Annotated in this window: 18 protein-coding genes; 6 read left to right on the top strand and 12 right to left on the bottom strand. The window is 38.3% G+C overall.

Annotated features, from left to right (window positions below; all coding sequences use genetic code 11):
* The first annotated feature begins 102 nt into the window (after positions 1–102).
* Entirely contained in the window at positions 103–327 is a 225-nt protein-coding gene (locus J2Y03_RS11175) for a hypothetical protein (protein WP_310193950.1), read from the top strand.
* 27 nt (positions 328–354) lie between these two features.
* On the opposite strand, the gene mutY is transcribed toward J2Y03_RS11175, so the two are convergent.
* Complete coding sequence (gene mutY / locus J2Y03_RS11170; RefSeq protein ID WP_310193948.1) at positions 355–1,455, bottom strand: A/G-specific adenine glycosylase; 1,101 nt, start codon at positions 1,453–1,455, stop codon at positions 355–357.
* A gap of 165 nt (positions 1,456–1,620) precedes the next feature.
* Here mutY and J2Y03_RS11165 point away from each other — a divergent pair, with 165 nt between their 5' ends.
* The gene (locus tag J2Y03_RS11165; protein WP_310193946.1) at positions 1,621–2,604 is read left to right on the top strand and encodes a metal-dependent hydrolase; all 984 of its coding nucleotides are present in this window, start codon (positions 1,621–1,623) and stop codon (positions 2,602–2,604) included.
* Between the two features lie 27 nt (positions 2,605–2,631).
* On the opposite strand, the gene J2Y03_RS11160 is transcribed toward J2Y03_RS11165, so the two are convergent.
* Complete coding sequence (locus J2Y03_RS11160; protein WP_310193943.1) at positions 2,632–2,901, bottom strand: YfhJ family protein; 270 nt, start codon at positions 2,899–2,901, stop codon at positions 2,632–2,634.
* A gap of 139 nt (positions 2,902–3,040) precedes the next feature.
* Here J2Y03_RS11160 and J2Y03_RS11155 point away from each other — a divergent pair, with 139 nt between their 5' ends.
* A complete protein-coding gene (locus tag J2Y03_RS11155; RefSeq protein WP_132096770.1) occupies positions 3,041–3,214 on the top strand; it encodes a small, acid-soluble spore protein K in 174 nt (57 codons plus the stop codon).
* A 55-nt stretch (positions 3,215–3,269) separates the two neighbouring features.
* Here the strand turns inward: J2Y03_RS11155 and J2Y03_RS11150 are convergent, their stop codons facing one another.
* Entirely contained in the window at positions 3,270–3,584 is a 315-nt protein-coding gene (locus J2Y03_RS11150) for a YfhH family protein (protein ID WP_310193941.1), read from the bottom strand.
* Positions 3,585–3,668: 84 nt separating this feature from the next.
* Between J2Y03_RS11150 and J2Y03_RS11145 the strand changes: the two genes are divergently transcribed.
* Positions 3,669–4,346, top strand: coding sequence for an SDR family NAD(P)-dependent oxidoreductase (locus J2Y03_RS11145; RefSeq protein WP_310193938.1), 678 nt, complete (start codon positions 3,669–3,671; stop codon positions 4,344–4,346).
* A 2-nt stretch (positions 4,347–4,348) separates the two neighbouring features.
* Here J2Y03_RS11145 and recX read toward each other — a convergent pair whose 3' ends face one another.
* Entirely contained in the window at positions 4,349–5,167 is an 819-nt protein-coding gene (gene recX, locus J2Y03_RS11140; protein ID WP_310193936.1) for a recombination regulator RecX, read from the bottom strand.
* Positions 5,168–5,313: 146 nt separating this feature from the next.
* Here recX and J2Y03_RS11135 point away from each other — a divergent pair, with 146 nt between their 5' ends.
* Together J2Y03_RS11135 and J2Y03_RS11130 are read left to right on the top strand one after the other, a co-directional pair.
* The gene (locus tag J2Y03_RS11135; protein WP_081825373.1) at positions 5,314–5,448 is read left to right on the top strand and encodes a YfhE family protein; all 135 of its coding nucleotides are present in this window, start codon (positions 5,314–5,316) and stop codon (positions 5,446–5,448) included.
* 99 nt (positions 5,449–5,547) lie between these two features.
* The gene (locus J2Y03_RS11130; protein WP_132096747.1) at positions 5,548–5,736 is read left to right on the top strand and encodes a YfhD family protein; all 189 of its coding nucleotides are present in this window, start codon (positions 5,548–5,550) and stop codon (positions 5,734–5,736) included.
* Between the two features lie 65 nt (positions 5,737–5,801).
* On the opposite strand, the gene J2Y03_RS11125 is transcribed toward J2Y03_RS11130, so the two are convergent.
* The 8 genes from J2Y03_RS11125 to J2Y03_RS11090 all read right to left on the bottom strand — a co-directional run bounded on the left by J2Y03_RS11125 (position 5,802) and on the right by J2Y03_RS11090 (position 16,103).
* Positions 5,802–6,470 (bottom strand): GNAT family N-acetyltransferase, encoded by a 669-nt coding sequence (locus tag J2Y03_RS11125; protein WP_310193927.1) that lies wholly within the window; start codon positions 6,468–6,470, stop codon positions 5,802–5,804.
* Between the two features lie 14 nt (positions 6,471–6,484).
* Complete coding sequence (locus J2Y03_RS11120) at positions 6,485–7,153, bottom strand: GNAT family N-acetyltransferase (RefSeq protein WP_310193924.1); 669 nt, start codon at positions 7,151–7,153, stop codon at positions 6,485–6,487.
* A 12-nt stretch (positions 7,154–7,165) separates the two neighbouring features.
* Positions 7,166–8,023, bottom strand: a complete 858-nt coding sequence (locus tag J2Y03_RS11115) for a carbon-nitrogen hydrolase family protein (RefSeq protein ID WP_310193922.1) — start codon at positions 8,021–8,023, stop codon at positions 7,166–7,168.
* Positions 8,024–8,113: 90 nt separating this feature from the next.
* Entirely contained in the window at positions 8,114–9,490 is a 1,377-nt protein-coding gene (gene argH, locus J2Y03_RS11110; protein WP_310193919.1) for an argininosuccinate lyase, read from the bottom strand.
* A 62-nt stretch (positions 9,491–9,552) separates the two neighbouring features.
* On the bottom strand, positions 9,553–10,764 hold the full coding sequence (locus J2Y03_RS11105; RefSeq protein ID WP_132096752.1) for an argininosuccinate synthase: 1,212 nt from the start codon (positions 10,762–10,764) through the stop codon (positions 9,553–9,555).
* Positions 10,765–10,842: 78 nt separating this feature from the next.
* Positions 10,843–11,820, bottom strand: a complete 978-nt coding sequence (argF, locus tag J2Y03_RS11100; RefSeq protein ID WP_310193914.1) for an ornithine carbamoyltransferase — start codon at positions 11,818–11,820, stop codon at positions 10,843–10,845.
* On the bottom strand, positions 11,804–15,040 hold the full coding sequence (gene carB / locus J2Y03_RS11095; RefSeq protein WP_310193911.1) for a carbamoyl-phosphate synthase (glutamine-hydrolyzing) large subunit: 3,237 nt from the start codon (positions 15,038–15,040) through the stop codon (positions 11,804–11,806). Before carB ends, argF begins: the two co-directional genes overlap by 17 nt.
* Complete coding sequence (locus J2Y03_RS11090; RefSeq protein WP_132096771.1) at positions 15,027–16,103, bottom strand: carbamoyl phosphate synthase small subunit; 1,077 nt, start codon at positions 16,101–16,103, stop codon at positions 15,027–15,029. The genes carB and J2Y03_RS11090 overlap by 14 nt, the downstream gene beginning before the upstream one ends.

Below are 16,103 nucleotides of genomic sequence, written 5' to 3'. Positions count from 1 at the left end.
ATCTCCTTCTCAAATATGTACTTTTATCATTTTAGCCTTTTCATGAATAGAAGACAATTGATTACAAAACCTATAGCTATTAAAACAGAGAGGAAGAAGCAAATGTACGTAGGACGTGATATGACAGAACTATCAATGGTTGCTAAATCAGATTGGGACAACAGCGAACTGGCATTTTTCCATCATTCCTTACAACAAATAGCACCTTATTTAAATAGTGAAGGAGTTACTATACATCGAGAAATAATTGAAGAGATTGAAAATAGAGGCGGATTGAAGCGTCAAGAAGCTGATTATACACATGGCACACATATTGAATATGACTGATGCAAAACGAACGCCAAAGTATGGCGTTCACTTTTTTTTGTTATCATTATAAAGCTTTACTATTTTATGATGGGAAACAGGGAAGGCATAGTCCTCCATGTCATCAAATGAAACCCATTTCCATTCGTTACTCTCCTGAAAAGTTGAACTGATTAATCCAGTGTATACACGAATATTCCAAATTAGATGGGAAAAAATGTGTTCTATTTGACCAATACCTTTTTCTAGCTTTATATTCATTTCAAAAGATTCACGGAAAAGGTCAGAAATTTGGGCACGTTCCAACACAGTAGGTTGATGAATCTCAACATTTGGAAATTCCCATAAATTTGCTAGAAGACCATTTTCAGATCGTTTGTGAATTAAAATTTTTCCATGGTCATCCTTTATAATAGCTGCAACAAGTTCGACTGTTCTTTGGGAATTCTTTTTTGATTTAATCGGAAGTTCAGTCTCTACTCCCTCATGAAAGCCTTGGCAATGGTCTCTGACTGGACAGAGTAAACAAGAAGGAGATGTTGGTGTACAGATTAACGCACCTAGTTCCATTAATGCCTGATTAAATTCTGAAGGCTCATCATGGGAGATAAGCTGCCTAACAGCGTTTTCAAACACCTTCCTAGTAGATGGCTTTGCAATATCCTCCCAAATCGAAAGAATTCTTGATAAAACTCTCATCACGTTGCCATCCACTGCCGGTTCAGGAATGCCATAGGCAATACTCAAAATGGCACCGGCCGTGTAAGGACCAACACCCTTAAGGCTTGAAATCTCTTTTGGTGTATTTGGTACCTGACCATTGTATTTTTCATTTACTTCCTTTACTGCTGAATGTAAATTTCTTACTCGAGAATAATAACCTAGTCCTTCCCACGCTTTAAGTACTTTATCATCATTTGCGTTCGCAAGGTGATTTATCGTTGGAAACCATTCAATAAAACGATTAAAATAAGGTATAACCGTATCTACTCTTGTTTGTTGCAGCATAATTTCTGAAACCCAAACTTTATATGGGTCCTGGTCTTTTCTCCAGGGTAACTCGCGTTGTTCTGCTTTAAACCAGGAGATTAAATCATCTTGAAATTTACTTATTGAGATTTTTTCTATATTTTTCAACTCATTTACCATTTAAAAAGTGCCTCCAGCCTGTTAAACTAAACGAAATAAGGGAATATAATAATAAGCATTTTTTAACGATAAGCCACTTTGTCCATTTTGACAAGAAAAAAGAACAGCGGAAACGCCTTAGACAGGTGCTAAGCTAGACATATTATTGAAGGAGGATTTTTCCTTTTGGATACTGGAACTCACGTTGTAATGGGAATTGCGCTTGGCGGTCTTGCAACTCTTGACCCGGTGGTGGCTGGCAGCTCTGTAACAGCAACTAGTGTGTTGATTGCTACGATAGTTGGGTCACAAATACCTGATATTGACACTGTTTTAAAGTTACGAAATAATGCCATCTATATTCGAAATCATCGGGGTGTTACCCACTCCATTCCAGCAATACTTTTATGGCCACTTATTCTTTTAGCGGTGATTTATCCCTTTTTTCCTGAAGCGAATCTTCTCCACTTGTGGGGATGGACGTTTGCGGCGGTTTTCATCCATGTATTTGTGGACATTTTTAACGCATATGGTACACAAGCACTTAGACCATTTACATCAAAATGGGTTGCATTAGGGATAATCAATACCTTTGACCCCATTATCTTTGGAATACACATTGTAGCGATTCTAATTTGGGTCTTCGGCGCAGATCCTGGCTATACCTTTTTATCAATGTTTGTAGTTTTAATCGGATATTATTTCCTTCGCTTTCATGCCCAGCGAAAAGTAAGGGCTGAAGTTATAAAAATAATTCCTGATGCAACAGATATTATTATTGCTTCGACCATGAAGTTTCATCAATGGAGAATAGCCGCCATGAACGAAAGTGAATTTTTTGTCGGCAAGGCTTTAGGAACCCATGTCGATATATTAGATCGTTTCAAACGAGTACCAGTACCAAAAACACCCGTTCTTGAAGCGGCAAAAGAGGATAAAAACTTAGCTGCTTTTCTATCTTTTTCTCCTGTTTATCGTTGGGAATTAGATGAGTACAATGACTATTACGAAGTTCGATTTATCGATTTGAGGTATCGCAGCAACGGGCATTATCCATTTGTGGCGGTCGTACAGTTAGACCTTGAGTTAAATCCACTTAGCTCTTATACCGGTTGGGTATTTAGTGAAAAGAAATTGCGTAAAAAGCTAAATATCTTACCAGTTGAATAAAATTAGCGATGACTTTTGTCATCGCTTTTAATTTATCGTTTTGTCATCTGGATTTAGGAAGTGTTTATATTTTGGATTTCTGGCTACAAACTCATGGAGTCTATTACCGTAATTTTCAATCCATTGTCTAACAATTCTTTCCGTCATTTCACTACCAAGATAATCCCTTCCTGCCTTCGCAGCGTTGGTTTCAAAATCCTCCCACATTAACTCCACCCAGGTTCGTGCCTGATTGTACGAGAGTTGTTCATTTTTTTCTAATAATAACCTTGCTAATCTTTCATGATAGTCGTTCATACATTCACCTCGATTGCCAATTTCTTATAACATAACATCAACCTAAATATCCAATACTATAACCACGTGGTAAGCACTGGTGTGACGACACTTTGCTTTTCACGGTTTCTCATTCCCTTTTGATGGAGGTACCAACATGGTGAGAAATAATGCAACTAATTTCCCGAACCAAAATAACAACAAGCTTGAGGGAGAGCCGCGAGCAAAAGCAGAATATGCTTCAAAAAGAGCCGATGGGACGATCAATACACACCCCCAAGAGCGGATGCGTGCTTCTGGTCAGCGTGATAAGGATACACCTGAGTATTTCTAGCCTTGAACAGTGACAAACCAGAGTCCTATCTGGTTTGTCTTTTATTTTACTTTAATCATTTCAGCATGGATATCGGCAGTGCTTCTTCTTTCCCATCACCTTTCAAGCGATAACCCCAAGCAAAAACACCATTCATATAGTCAATTTTGAAATACTCACCAGGATCTCCTTCAAGCTCATAAATCTCACCTGGTTTAAAAGCAGAAGGATCTAATAAATATGCTTTCGCCATCGCCGCCTTTCTCTCCAGCACCGCATATTCACTAACCATTCCCATTTGTTCTGCTTTTCTAGCCTTCTCCAACAGCTGAGCAATTTCCTGCTTTAATTCATGTTCTGTCATCGTACTATAGCGTTTCTCCTGCTGCATTCTTTCCACTCCCAGTTTCGTTTTTCCTTTAATTTTAGTATAGTTATTTTTATGAAATTAATAAAGGTTGAAGGGGAGATTTCAGTGAAAACTATCATTATTACAGGAGCAGGTTCTGGTTTGGGGAAGGAACTAGCTTTATTATTCTCACAGCAGCGTTATCATGTTTTATTGACTGGGAGATCCATTGACAAACTTTTAACCGTAAAAAGGGAAATTGAAGATACTGGCGGGATGGCTGATTTTGTCCAACTGGATGTTCAAAAGGAATCAGATATTGTAAAAAAAATTGAAGAAATAAACAAAACGCACACAATCGTTGGCGTAGTTAACAATGCAGGTGTCGGTCATTTCGGACCTTTTGTTCATATAACTGAAAAGGAAATCATTGAAATGCTTCATACAAATGTGCTTGGAACCATTTTAATGACAAAGACTGTATTGCCATTGCTAGAAAAACAAGGTGAAGGTCTGTTAATGAATATCATATCAACAGCAGGATTAAGAGGGAAAGTAAATGAAGCTGTTTATGCGGCAAGTAAATTTGCTGTTAGAGGTTTTACAGAAAGCCTGCAAAAAGAGTACGCAAACAGCTCAATTAAAATTAAAGCCGTTTATATGGGCGGTATGGATACTCCATTTTGGGAAGGCAGCAGTCATGTAGCAGATTCTTCCCGCTTCCGTTCACCTAAAGAAGTGGCCGAAATAATAATGGAGCAAATCGAACACGATTCGATTATTATCGAAAGTAAAAAATCATGACACTATGCGTCATGATTTTCTTCGATTTCTTTTAGATATTTTTCAATAAGGTCCATTGAAAATCCCTTTCGAAACAATGCTTGTTTCATTTTTTGCCGGTATTCAAAACTACTGTATTTACTATACTTCCGATGAGCTTTATCACCCTGATACTTAATAGCTTCCAATTCTTCATCATCTTCTTTATCCATTTCCGCTTCTTTTAAAGAAAGCTGAATGATATCAAAAGTATAGCCTTTTCTTACTAACAATTGCTCTGCCTTTTCCTTAACGAGTCGCTGGGATTCCTTTGAACTCTTTCTCATTAACTTTTCAGAAATCTTAATTGCCTTTTCAACTTGCTCCTCTATAGGATATTCTGCTATAGCAAGTTTAATCGTTCTCTCGTTAATACCTTTTTCTTTTAATTCTAACCGAATTAAATCAGGGCCTTTATCAGTCGTATTTTTTTGCGTTCGTACAAAAGCAATGGCAAATTCCTCATCATTTATATATTTTTGAGTAGCCAATTTATGAAGAACCTCATTTACAATAGGTTCCTCTACTTCCTTTTTTAAAAGATACTCTTTGATTTCTTTTTCAGATCTCATTCTTCTTGCTAAGTAATTGACGGCCAAATTATAGGCTTTGCGAATATCATCTTGAAATTGAATTTCAACTATGGAAAAATCATCTATCTCCATACCCTTTTTTAATTGAAATCTAATGAACACATTACTATCGACACTAAAGGCATATTCTTCACCTTTACCATAATCCATAAAAATATTATAACGATCCTGATTTTTCTGCTGAGTGGTGATTTTTGTAATTACAGCCATCGAATTCACCTCACCCTTACTTTAACATATTTTTTCAAAACAGTTAGTATCATTCCTGATCGAAAAGGCAAAAATGGAAAATGTGCTTAATTTTTACCATAAGCTTTTTAACGATTAACAAAAAAATGTTGAAAGGAATGAGCAATATGGCAGAAAAAAAGAAAAAAGATAAGGATAGAGGTAAATATTCACTAACAAGTATGCAGGAAGTATCCTATCAGCGTGAGTTTAAAATGGCAGATCGTGCAGGCGGCTTTCACGACAAAAAGACTCGTTTATAAGTTGGAGTTTTTTCCATTCATGAACTCTTATTATTTGTAAAAGCTAGTAAAGGGAACCTTTACAGTTCCTTTTAGCTGACATTGAAAGGGGTTTTTGTAATGGGCCGTTCTCGTGGAAGTAATTCTCGTGATAAAAACAAAGCATCACTCCCGCAGGTACCGAAGAACATGAAATCGGATGGACAAGATGTGGAGTATTCTGCTGAATTTGCTGATCATGCAGATTTAGAGGCAATGGCACGAGCAAATGCAGCCAACCAGCGCGTTACAAACAAAAAAAGAAAATAACCCTTTTTAAAAAGCAGTTTGAATAGCTGCAAAAAAGAAGCAGGATTCCTGCTTCTTTTTGATATTTATAGTGGTAATAAGGAAATGATCTCTTTACTCCTCAATTGTTCAATCATATCAATCCATTCCTTCGGCTTGTTTGAAAGAATCGAGTAATAAGTGGTTAGAAAATCAGCAACAAGGGATGCTGGAATTGATTCTAGCTCATCGTTCATTGGCATGAAGCAGAAATCCAGTCCCTTAACGGCTTCACCATTATTCTCCCAAGACGGGTGTACATAGTCTAGATCAATACGTTTATAACCTAAATGTGAAAGGACTTCTCGCCTAACATAAGGATCCATTACCCTCACACCGCCAAATTCATGACCTACTCGATAAGGATCATAAATTTCTGCAAACATACCAAAAAGTTCTTTTCCATTATTATTAGCCAGCTTTTGCAAGTCCTTTAAGCGGTTCTGTGCTAAAAATCTTCCTAGGCTAAGACCTGGTTTACTAATAATTGTGAAATCAGTCATCGCAATATTCCAATCTGGATAATATCTGTACTCTGTTGCACCTACAACTTCGTCACCATTAATTGCAACAAAAACACGGATACCCGGATCCTCTAAAGGCTCCTTCCACAACTCATACTCTAGAACTTCTTCAGGAGGGAAAATTTCTTTCATTAAATCATGTAGTTTTTTAAAATTCGGATCCGTAATACTTGTAATGCGTTTATATTCCATTTTATAAGCCTCCTTTATTTTATAAAAAATGGGTTTTTCCATTCCATTAAAGCTGCATAATTGCAAGATTCTTCATCTTCCAGGTAATCTTTTACGATTCCAATTGGCCGTCTTCCACAGCGGAGTAAAAAGGTAATCACAGGGTCCTTCAAATTCCCTGCCATCACTTCTTGTAAATATTGATCCGGTTTCATCGTATCCGCTTTCTTTTTGTAACCAGGCATTCTGCCTCCGCCAAGCAGCCGTACTAGTTTTTTCTGAATCACGACATGATACATTGCCTGCATCAACAGTTTTCCTAAGCCCAGTTTTCGATACTTTGGTCGTACACTGATATCCACAATATAGAGTGTGTCCCCATTTGGATTATGATTTTTAATGTACCCTTGGTCGGTTATTTCCTCCCATGTATGTTCCATATGGTTTGGATCAAAATTCACACACAGACCTGTAAGGGAACCAGCTAATGCACCATCTACCTCAATACATAGAGCCCCTTCTGGAAAAAACGTGACATGATTGGATAATTGCTCCTTATTCCACCATAGCTCTGATGGAAATGGTGGTGGGAAACATTCTGATTGAATTTGAATCAGCTGATCAAAATCTTCTTGCGTGTAATTGCGAATGGTCACCGGAATTGGCTTATCTCCGTCAAAAACGTAAAATTGACTATGATACATGGCAGATCACCCTTATTTCCAATCTGGATATAAATCTGTTCTACGGTCACGCCAGGTTGTGACAGATCCTCGTTCTCTTACTTCGTATAATAGGTCTAAATCTAGGTCGGCTGTAACAATCATATCATTATTCAATTCCCCTTCCACAAGGATTCCTTTTGGCGGAAATGGAATATCATTTGGAGTAATAATAACGGCCTGACCAAAGTTAGCTCGCATAAAATCAACTGTTGGAAGTGAACCAACGGTACCAGTTAAAACAACATAAACCTGATTTTCAACTGCACGTGCATGGCTTGTGTAGCGGACACGATGGAAGCCATGGCGGTCATCGGTACAGGAAGGGCAGAATATGACATCAGCACCCTTTGCTTTTGCCATGCGGACAATTTCTGGAAACTCAATGTCATAGCAAGTGAGCAAGGCAATTTTTCCTTTGTCCGTTTCAAAAATTTGAAAGCTGTCACCTTTAGCCATGTTCCACTCGTTCACTTCTGTAGGAGTTATATGCAGCTTTGCCTGCTCGCCTATCCTTCCATCTGGATAAAATAAATGAGCCGTATTATAAAGCTTACCGCCCTTTTCAATTACATGTGTACCAGCAATGATGTGCATGTTGGTTTGTTTGGCAAAATTCGAGAACAAATCTTGGTATTGTTCGGTGAAATTTGGTAAGTCATTGATTGTCAGACTTTGCCCCTGCCCATTTCCAATCGATAGTAGCTGTGTAGTGAAGAACTCAGGGAAAAGGACAAACTCTGCTCCAAATTCCTCTGCCGTTTTTATATAATGCTCGCATTGAGCGGCAAATTCTTCAAAGGAATGAATCGTATGTAAGTGGTACTGTACAACTGAGACACGTAGTTTCATTGGTTTCCTCCTAGATTTAATCTAATGAGGAAATTATCTAATATTTTTGATATTAATACAAATAAAAACCACCCTTAAGGTGGTTTTCGATTATTTCCCTAGTTTTCCTTCGCCAAGCTCGATTTGTTTTATCACTTGTTCCGGTGATGTTCCTCCGAAGCTGTTTCGAACGGCAACAACGTGCTCTGGTGCTAGAACCTTATAAATATCCTCTTGAAACAACGAACTGAACTCTTGGTATTCTTCAAAGCTTAAATCAAGTAGGAATTTTCCATGCTGAATAGCATATAAAACAATTTTCCCAATAACTTCGTGTGCATCCCTAAATGGCAGACCTTTTCTTACCAAATAGTCAGCAATATCCGTTGCATTTGAGAAGTCATTGTTAATCGCTTTTCTCATAATATCTTTATTAACCGTCATCGTTTCAATCATCGGTGCTAATAGCATAAGCGATCCCTCAAGTGTTTCCACTGTATCGAACATTCCCTCTTTGTCCTCTTGGAGATCCTTATTGTAAGCAAGCGGTAAGCCCTTAAGAACAGTCAGTAAGCCAATTAAGTTCCCATAAGTACGACCAGTCTTTCCTCTTAAAAGTTCAGGGACATCAGGGTTCTTCTTTTGCGGCATAATGCTAGACCCGGTGCAGAAAGAATCATCAAGCTCGACAAATTGAAACTCTTGGCTTGACCATATCACAAGCTCCTCAGATAATCTCGAAATATGGGTCATAATGATGGAACCAATTGAGAGGAATTCTAAAATAAAATCCCGGTCGCTAACCGCGTCCATACTATTTGGATAAATGGTTTCAAAACCAAGTATCTCAGCAACACGTTCACGGTTGATAGGGAAAGTTGTCCCAGCTAACGCACCGGCACCAAGTGGAAGCCAATTAACACGCTTTAAGCTATCAATCAGTCTCTCTTTATCACGTTCAAACATCCAGAAATAGGCCATTACATGGTGGGCGAACGACACTGGTTGGGCACGCTGCAAATGAGTATAACCTGGGATTAATGTATTAACATTCTCTTTTGCCTGTACAAGCAGAGAAGCTTGAACGTCCTCAAGTAATTTAATGATTTCAGTTGTCTTTGTTCTCAGGTAAAGGTGCATATCGGTTGCAACCTGGTCATTTCGACTGCGACCTGTATGTAGCTTTCCGCCAACGGGTCCAATTTTTTCAATCAATAACTTTTCAATATTCATATGAATATCTTCATCTTCTACTAAAAACTCAACCTCATTTTGGTCAACCATCTTTTTAATTTCAAGCAGTCCTGCTTTTATTTTTTCAGCATCCTCAGTCGGAATAATGCCGCATTCACCCAGCATTTGAACATGTGCCATACTGCCGGCAATATCCTCTTTTGCAAGCTTTTGGTCAAAGGAAATGGAAGCTGTAAATTCCTCAACAAGCTTATTCGTTTCTTTTGTAAAGCGTCCGCCCCATAATTTGGACATTCTTGCTCCTCCTTAAAAACTAACAAGTTTGCCCTCGAAAAGGTTTCGAGGGCACCCGATTATTATTTCATTATCGTTCCTTTATTATTTACCTCAGAATAAACCTTTGTAGGCAGTCCCCAAATTTTGATGAATCCAACAGCAGCATTGTGATCAAAGGCATCACCTTTGGAGTAAGTTGCTAATTCCTCATTATAAAGACTGTTTGGTGACTTACGACCGACAACTGTATGGTTTCCTTTATGGAGTTTCACTCGTATAGTACCAGTAACTACCTTTTGCGTTTCATTAATAAAGGCATCGAGAGCTGGTTTTATTGGTGAATACCAAAGTCCTTCGTAGATGATTTTTGCCATTTGCTGTTCTACTTGGGTTTTGAATTGTGTTACTTCACGCGTTAGTGTTAAGAATTCTAATTCCTTGTGAGCATTAATTAAAATTAACGCTGCAGGATTTTCATAAACTTCTCTAGATTTAATTCCGACTAGTCGATTTTCAATATGATCGATACGACCAACGCCATGCTTGCCGCCAAGTTCGTTTAAGGTTTCAATTAATTTCACCAATGGCAGTTTCTCACCATTTAATGCAACAGGAACACCTTGCTCAAATTCAATTTCAAGATATTCAGCTTGGTCTGGAGTTAATTCAATTGGTGCTGTCCAGTCAAAAGCAGCTTCAGGTGCCTCTGCCCATGGATCTTCTAGGACACCTGCTTCACAGGCACGTCCCCAGATATTCGCATCAATTGAGAAAGGATTGTCTAAATTAACAGGTATTGGAATTCCATTTTCCTGTGCATATTCAATTTCTTCATCACGCGTCATGCCCCATTCACGAACTGGTGCAACAACCTTTAAACTTGGATTTAACGCCTGAATTGAAACTTCAAAACGAACTTGGTCATTCCCTTTTCCTGTACAGCCATGAGCAACAGCTTTTGCCCCTTCTTTTTCAGCCACTTCTACCAATAATTTTGAAATTAGCGGTCGAGATAGTGCAGAAGATAATGGATATTTTCCTTCATATAAACAATTTGCCTTTAAAGCTGGCAAAATATATTCTTGTGCTAACAATTCTTTTGCATCAATCATATAAGCTTTAATAGCTCCTACATCCAATGCCTTTTGTTTAATTGCTTCTAGATCTTTACCTTCACCTACATCAAGACCTAGTGCAATGACATCATAGCCATATTTCTCTTGAATCCATTTAACAGAAACTGAAGTATCTAATCCACCTGAATAAGCTAAAACGATTTTTTCCTTTGCCATTTTGTTATCTCCTCGTATCTATATGAATTAATATTCAATCAATAGAATTATTATACATAACAATCCAAATAAAATCTACTATTCTAGTAAAAGTTTTAAAATTGCTTTTTGAGCATGGAGTCGGTTTTCTGCTTCATCAAACACCACAGAATGCGGTCCATCAATGATTTCAGCGGTTACTTCTTCTCCACGGTGCGCTGGTAAGCAATGTAAAAAGATATAATCTTTTTTAGCGTGCTGACATAATTCAGCATTAACCTGGTATGCTCCTAAATCTTTTAGTCTTTTTTCCGTTTCTGCTTCTTGACCCATACTGGTCCAAACATCTGTCACAACAACATCCGCATCTTTGATCGCCTCTACCGGATTATTTGTAATTGTAATTTTGCTTCCTGTTAATTCGCCAAATTCAATTGCCTTTTCGGTTATCTTCCCGTCAGGTAAATATCCAGTTGGGCCTGCAATGCTGATATGCATTCCAACTTTTGCTGCCCCTTCCATTAATGAATGGGCCATATTGTTGTTTCCGTCTCCTAAATAACACATTTTTAGTCCTGCCAATTTGCCTTTATGCTCTTGAATGGTTAATAAGTCCGCCATTACTTGAGTCGGATGATGCAGATCAGTTAGGCCGTTGATTACAGGAACGGTTGCATGCTCTGCAAGTTCTTCCACAGTTTCGTGTGAAAATGTTCTAATCATCATACAATCAATATATCTTGATAGAACCTTGGCAGTATCCGAAATACTTTCTCCTCTGCCAATCTGGATATCCCTCGAACTTAAGAATAACGCATGCCCCCCTAGTTGGAGCATCCCTACCTCAAAGGAAACCCTAGTACGAGTTGAAGATTTCTCAAATATCATCCCTAGAACCTTTCCGCTCAAATAAGGATGTGGTTTCCCCTGTTTTTGAAGGCTTTTCAGTTCCTTTGCTTCCTCTAAAAGGTAAAGAATCTCGTCAGGATGAAAATCGGACAAGGATAAGAAATCCTTGCCTTTTAATTGTGGCTGCTTTGACACACCCTTTGTGTCCCATTTAATCACATTTGACATGCTCCACACCGCTCTCTTTGATATTGTAATATTCCGTTACTGTGCGTACCTCTGTATGAGTAATCGATTGAGTTTGGAGATTAATCATCGCTTCAACTGTATCTAGATGAGTAAATACCGGTACATTGTAGCGGGTTGCTTGTTCACGAATGTAAAAACCAAATTTAATTTTATTTCTTCCTTGGTTCGGTATATTAATGACCGCTTGAATGGTATTATTTTTGAAAAGTTCATTTACATCTTCATTATCCTTAATAACCTTTTCAATTGTAAAGCCTTTTTCTTGAAGGAATTTTGCTGTCCCTTCTGTTGCAGATAGCTTGTAATTCTCATTCACAAATTGTTGCAGAATTGGAAGGCTGGCTGTTTTTTCCCGATCGGATATCGAACAGAATAAATAGTTCTCTGTGTCACCACTTGTTGTAGGGGAAGCCTTTTCGAGTGCTTCATGGAAGGTTGCTCCTAAACCTAACACTTCACCTGTTGATTTCATTTCCGGCCCTAGTACGTGGTCGACTCCCTTTAACTTGCTTCTTGAAAATACAGGTGCTTTTACGGAATAATAATTCGGCTCCGCTAATAAACCATTTACACTTGATAGTGAATCCAAGGATACTCCCAACTGAACCATTACGGCCCACTCAATCATCGGAATTCCTGTAACCTTACTCATGATTGGAACTGTTCTAGAAGAACGTGGATTTACTTCTAAAACAAGAACCTCGTCCTGATAAATAACAAATTGGATGTTCATAATGCCTACAATTGGTGCAGTTTTAGCAATTTTTTCAGCATAATCAATTAATGTTTCTTTTATCTCTTTTGCTATTGAAATAGGTGGAAAAATGCTTATACTGTCTCCAGAATGGACTCCTGCTCTTTCGATATGTTCAAAGATACCTGGGACAACTACATTTGTTCCATCACTAATCACATCGACTTCACATTCAAGTCCTGGCATATAGCGATCCACTAATAAAGGCCACATTTTTTCCTGTGAGTTGTTTTCCTCGAGCTGCTTAATGTAATAGTCCAGTTCTTCCACAGAAAAAATAGTAAACATCGATTGACCGCCAATAACGTAGGATGGACGAACTAACACTGGATAGCCTAGATTTGCTGCTGCTTCTAGTAATTCATCCTTATGGTGCACGATTTTGCCAACGATATGCGGGATGTTTAAGTCTTCTAGCAACTGATAAAATTCTTCCCGATCCTCGAATCGGTCAACATTTTCAACTGTTGTGCCTAGAATCTTTACTCCCTCTTCTTCTAAATCATGTGCTAAATTAATCGCTGTTTGACCACCAAACTGAATTAACACACCTTCAATATTCTCTTTTTCAATAACGGTAAGAACGTCTTCAGCTGTTAACGGTTCAAAATAAAGGCGGTCAGCCACAGAATAATCCGTGCTAACTGTTTCTGGATTATTATTGATTACTACTGCTTCATAGCCCATTTTCTTAATCGCCTTTGCAGCGTGTACAGAGCAGTAATCGAATTCAATTCCTTGACCAATACGGATGGGTCCTGACCCTAGCACTAGAATCTTCTTCGTGTTTGTTACCTCCACCTCATCAGCTCCAAGCCAAGTTGAATAGTAATAAGGGGTAACCGCGTCAAATTCTGCAGAACAGGTATCGACCATCTTATAGCCTGGTTTCCAGTTGAGTTCTTTCCATTTACTTCTTATTTGCTTTTCATTTTTTCTAAAAATTTGCGATAGCAGTTTATCGGAAATATTGTGGCGCTTTGCTGTCTTTAACAAAGAAAGTGGTACATCAGTCCATCCATAAGAAGCCAATTCTACTTCTAAAGAAACGATGGAGCTAATCTTGTATAAAAACCATGAATCAATTTCCGTCAATTGCTTAATTTTTTCAAGAGAAATGCCTCTTCTAAATGCTTCTGCAATCATAAATAGTCTTTGGTCATTTGGTCTTTCAAGTTTTTCAAATAAGACCTCATTATCTACATTTTTATTTGATTCCAGACAAAGTCCAAATGTATTTGATTCCATCGAACGGATTGCCTTATTTAGTGCCCCTTCAAAGGTCCGGTCTATCGCCATTACTTCCCCGGTTGCTTTCATTTGTGTTCCTAATGTACGGTCTGCTTCAGGAAATTTGTCAAATGGAAAGCGTGGAAGCTTAACCACTATATAATCAATCGCTGGTTCAAAGGATGCAAAGGTGTTACCTGTTATTGGGTTCACAATCTCATCTAAATGATAACCAACCGCACATTTAGCTGCCGTTCTAGCAATCGGATAACCGGTAGCCTTTGACGCTAATGCGGATGAACGACTTACCCTTGGATTTACTTCAATAATGCAATATTGGTTGGATTCTGGATTAAGAGCAAACTGGATGTTACAACCGCCAATAATCTCTAATTCTCTAATGACTTTTAAAGAAGAATTTCGCAGCATTTGGTATTGAACATCTGTCAATGTTTGCGATGGAGCGACAACAATGGAATCACCTGTATGAACGCCAACAGGGTCCATATTTTCCATATTGCAAACAATGATACACGTATCATTGGCGTCCCTTATAACTTCATATTCAATTTCCTTCCAGCCTTTAATGCTTCTCTCAACCAGGACCTGATGTATCGGGCTTGCTGCTAAACCCTTCTTCAGAACATTTTCAAGTTCTTCAGCTGTATGTGCAAAGCCTCCGCCATGGCCGCCTAGTGTATAGGCAGGTCGGATGATAACGGGAAAACCTATTTCGTTTACGAACGATACACCTTCTTCATAGGTATGAATAATCGCTGATTCCGGGATTGGTTCATCAATTTCTATCATTAAACTGCGGAACCGATCACGGTCCTCGCCATTTTTTATCGATTCTACAGAGGTTCCTAACAGCTCTACATTGTATTTTTGAAGAATACCTTTTTCATAGAGTTCAACTGTTAGATTTAAACCAGTTTGACCACCTAAAGTACCAATAACTCCATCAGGCTGTTCTTTTTGGATAATTTTTTCAATGGTTTCAACGTTTAATGGTTCGATATATACTTTATCGGCAACACTTTCGTCCGTCATAATCGTTGCTGGGTTGCTATTGATTAAAACCACCTGTATTCCCTCTTCTTTAAGAGCGATACAGGCTTGTGTTCCCGCATAATCAAATTCAGCTGCCTGCCCGATTACGATGGGGCCTGATCCAATTACTAATACTTTTTTAAGGTTTTTATTTAATGGCATAACGTTTATCTCCCACGGAATTTATCTGATATACAAAATTTTCAAGAATGTATTGGGTGTCACTTGGTCCTGGGTGTGCTTCCGGGTGAAATTGCACGGTCTGTATCGGAAAGCGGCGGTGCTTTAACCCTTCAATGGATTTATCATTAACGTTTCTGTACGTGATTTGAAAAACCTGGGTATCAATACTTTCATCGACCACAACATATCCATGGTTTTGAGCAGTAATTTTTACTTTACCTGTTGCTAATTCTTTAACGGGATGATTGCCGCCACGGTGTCCGTAGGCAAGTTTTTCCGTTTTCGCTCCATATGCAAGGGCAATTAACTGATGACCTAGACAAATACCTAAAGTAGGAAAGTTCTGGGTAATTTTTTTGATTTCTGGAAACCATTGTTTTAGCGCCATTGGGTCCCCAGGGCCGTTGCTTAATAACACACCATCTGGCTTTAGGGCTTTGATCTTTTCAAAAGGTGTATTAAATGGGACGATGGTAACCGAACAATTTTGATCTAGCAATGCGTTTAGTATTGACTTTTTAAATCCAAAATCGATAAGGACAACATGTGGTCCCTCATTATTAAAATATTGCATTTTTTTAGTAGAAACTTTTTCTACCCAAAATGGAATTGTTTTGTTTTCATCAAAAGTCTCTTGCTTAGCCTTACTTAAATAACCCTTTACTGTTCCTCGGCTGCGGATTGTTTTTACAAGTAATCTTGTGTCTACACCTGCAATCCCTGGAACACCTGCCTGCATTAGCTTTTCAGAGAATTTATTAATGGATTGAAAATGACTTGGAGTTTCACATAAATCTCCAATAACCACCCCAGCTAAGGAGGGGGAAATGCATTCATCATCCATCGCATTGATTCCATAGTTTCCAATAATCGGATAGCAGAAAGTAATGAGTTGCCCTGCATAAGAAGGATCTGTAATGATCTCCTGATAGCCAGTCATGCTTGTATTAAATACAACTTCTCCGATTGAATCCTTGTTTGCACCTATTAGTACTCCTTCAAAAACTTCTCCGGTCTCCAAAGTAAGATATCCTAGTTCCAA

Origin of the sequence: Neobacillus niacini, assembly GCF_031457145.1 — a bacterium.
GTDB classification, from domain to species: Bacteria; Bacillota; Bacilli; order Bacillales; family Cytobacillaceae; genus Neobacillus; species Neobacillus niacini_J.
The sequence above is the reverse complement of the archived record's forward strand: the minus strand, read 5'-3'. Positions and strand labels throughout refer to the sequence as shown.

Excerpts from the sequence above, each read along its gene's own strand:
- J2Y03_RS11150 (WP_310193941.1), bottom strand. The coding sequence starts at position 3,584 with ATGCAGCAGGAGAAACGCTATAGTACGATGACAGAACATGAATTAAAG.
- J2Y03_RS11160 (WP_310193943.1), bottom strand. The coding sequence starts at position 2,901 with ATGAACGACTATCATGAAAGATTAGCAAGGTTATTATTAGAAAAAAAT.
- mutY (WP_310193948.1), bottom strand. The coding sequence starts at position 1,455 with ATGGTAAATGAGTTGAAAAATATAGAAAAAATCTCAATAAGTAAATTT.
- J2Y03_RS11175 (WP_310193950.1), top strand. The coding sequence starts at position 103 with ATGTACGTAGGACGTGATATGACAGAACTATCAATGGTTGCTAAATCA.
- J2Y03_RS11135 (WP_081825373.1), top strand. The coding sequence starts at position 5,314 with ATGGCAGAAAAAAAGAAAAAAGATAAGGATAGAGGTAAATATTCACTA.
- J2Y03_RS11105 (WP_132096752.1), bottom strand. The coding sequence starts at position 10,764 with ATGGCAAAGGAAAAAATCGTTTTAGCTTATTCAGGTGGATTAGATACT.
- J2Y03_RS11120 (WP_310193924.1), bottom strand. The coding sequence starts at position 7,153 with ATGTATCATAGTCAATTTTACGTTTTTGACGGAGATAAGCCAATTCCG.
- recX (WP_310193936.1), bottom strand. The coding sequence starts at position 5,167 with ATGGCTGTAATTACAAAAATCACCACTCAGCAGAAAAATCAGGATCGT.
- J2Y03_RS11130 (WP_132096747.1), top strand. The coding sequence starts at position 5,548 with ATGGGCCGTTCTCGTGGAAGTAATTCTCGTGATAAAAACAAAGCATCA.
- J2Y03_RS11115 (WP_310193922.1), bottom strand. The coding sequence starts at position 8,023 with ATGAAACTACGTGTCTCAGTTGTACAGTACCACTTACATACGATTCAT.
- argH (WP_310193919.1), bottom strand. The coding sequence starts at position 9,490 with ATGTCCAAATTATGGGGCGGACGCTTTACAAAAGAAACGAATAAGCTT.
- argF (WP_310193914.1), bottom strand. The coding sequence starts at position 11,820 with ATGTCAAATGTGATTAAATGGGACACAAAGGGTGTGTCAAAGCAGCCA.
- carB (WP_310193911.1), bottom strand. The coding sequence starts at position 15,040 with ATGCCATTAAATAAAAACCTTAAAAAAGTATTAGTAATTGGATCAGGC.
- J2Y03_RS11125 (WP_310193927.1), bottom strand. The coding sequence starts at position 6,470 with ATGGAATATAAACGCATTACAAGTATTACGGATCCGAATTTTAAAAAA.